The organism is Pseudonocardia asaccharolytica DSM 44247 = NBRC 16224 (assembly GCF_000423625.1).
GTDB lineage: Bacteria > Actinomycetota > Actinomycetes > Mycobacteriales > Pseudonocardiaceae > Pseudonocardia > Pseudonocardia asaccharolytica.
Genome location: NZ_AUII01000068.1, coordinates 1 through 1,488, shown reverse-complemented (window position 1 = coordinate 1,488; position 1,488 = coordinate 1). Strand labels below are relative to the sequence as shown.

2 protein-coding genes and 1 tRNA gene are annotated in these 1,488 nt (G+C 63.7%); 2 read left to right on the top strand and 1 reads right to left on the bottom strand.

Annotation, left to right across the window (positions count from 1 at the left end):
• Positions 1-155: 155 nt before the first annotated feature.
• Positions 156-235: transfer RNA gene (locus tag G567_RS34670), tRNA-Thr, on the bottom strand.
• Positions 236-513: 278 nt separating this feature from the next.
• On the opposite strand from G567_RS34670, the gene G567_RS0125075 reads away from it, so the two are divergent.
• Both G567_RS0125075 and G567_RS0125070 read left to right on the top strand, forming a co-directional pair.
• Positions 514-873 carry a type II toxin-antitoxin system RelE/ParE family toxin gene (locus tag G567_RS0125075; RefSeq protein ID WP_028932068.1) on the top strand — a complete coding sequence of 120 codons (360 nt, stop codon included), beginning with the start codon at positions 514-516 and terminating at the stop codon, positions 871-873.
• On the top strand, positions 866-1,171 hold the full coding sequence (locus tag G567_RS0125070) for a helix-turn-helix domain-containing protein (RefSeq protein ID WP_211224073.1): 306 nt from the start codon (positions 866-868) through the stop codon (positions 1,169-1,171). The genes G567_RS0125075 and G567_RS0125070 overlap by 8 nt, the downstream gene beginning before the upstream one ends.
• Positions 1,172-1,488: the final 317 nt, after the last annotated feature.

Here is a 1,488-nt window from a genome sequence, read left to right as displayed (position 1 = left end):
ACCGGCCGGGGCTGCTCGACGGATTCATCGCCGCGACGGGCCTGACCCTCCAACCCCCGTAGCCAACACCCCAGCCTTTCAACCTGTGTACCGCGAGAGTGTGTTCGATGCTCCGCCGAACTGGTCGAGGTCGTGCCGACGCTGCGTCACCGGCGTGGAGCCGGTGGTCGGACTCGAACCGACGACCTACCGCTTACAAGGCTGCCGGCACTCGCCAACCAGGGCGTCTACCTGCGAGAACAGCGACCCCACCAGCGGCCACCCTGCTCAATTTGCATCCAGCTCGCGGACTTTCGCGCCATGTGTGATGCCACGCAGCACGAGTGCCGCATGACAATCCTCTCAGACGCCGGCCGAACGACAGCGGAGTGGTTCGGCCGACCGCATCGATCCTGCAATCGCCGCCTCATGCAACAGAGGTCGACGTCCACGCTCGTGCGCCGGCCGGAGCAGCAGCCGCTCTCGACCCATCATAGACCTTGCCCTATACAACCTGTGGGCTATACTTGGTCCATGACGTGGGAGGTGATCCTCCTCGAGGACGTCGAGGCATGGCTGCTGGACGAGGTCGACGACGAGACGTACGACCTGGTCGCGGCAGCCATCGACAAGCTGGAAGTGGATGGTCCCACGCTAGGACGACCCCTGGTTGACAGGATCAAGGGCTCCTCAATGCACAACTTGAAGGAACTTCGCCCCGGATCGACTGGCGCATCAGAGGTCCGGATCTTGTTCGTCTTCGATCCGGCCCGACGTGCAGTACTGCTGGTAGCGGGAGACAAGTCCGGGCGGTGGACCGACTGGTATCGCCAGTCCATCCCGCTGGCGGAGAAACGGTACGAGCGTTGGATGGAGGATGAGCACGATGGCTAGTAGCTGGCGCGAGGTCCGAGCCAAGCGAGTCCCGCGGGAAGATCGGGTTGCCGATCACCGCGCACACCTCGATGAGCTCGTTCGTGCGCATCAACTGCGGGAGATCCGTACTGAGCAGGGCGTCACCCAGCGCGAGCTCGCGGAGCGAATGCACGTAAGTCAGCCTTCGGTCTCCGCGCTGGAGCGCGGCGAGCTCACGAAGGCCGGCCTTGGCACTATCCGGGCGTACGTGGAGGCACTGGGTGGAACCGTGGATATCGTTGCCAACTTCGGGGACCAGCGCGTGAAGCTGGGATAGAACGCTCCTACCACAAGCACCGGGATCGCGCGACTAACACTCATCCGAACTAGTCAGGGCCTCTACCTCCGCAAACAGCGGCCAGGGCGCCGTCCTCGTAACACAATTTGCGCGCTGACCAGGCAGTATCGCGCCACGTGTGATGCCACGGACGTGTCACGAAGCCCGATTACGGCGAGTCGGTAAACAAGACCGGCTTCGGACCGTGGTGTGAGTGTTGGACCCGCGTTCCGCAGCTGATGGCCTGATCTGGACACACGCCGCGCTATCGTCGCAGGTCAGCGCCGCGGAGTCGGCCTGGAACCGCGTAAACGCCT

What these genes read in the sequence shown, in the direction of transcription:
- G567_RS0125075 (WP_028932068.1), top strand. Translation starts at nt 514, where the DNA reads ATGACGTGGGAGGTGATCCTCCTCGAGGACGTCGAGGCATGGCTGCTG.
- G567_RS0125070 (WP_211224073.1), top strand. Translation starts at nt 866, where the DNA reads ATGGCTAGTAGCTGGCGCGAGGTCCGAGCCAAGCGAGTCCCGCGGGAA.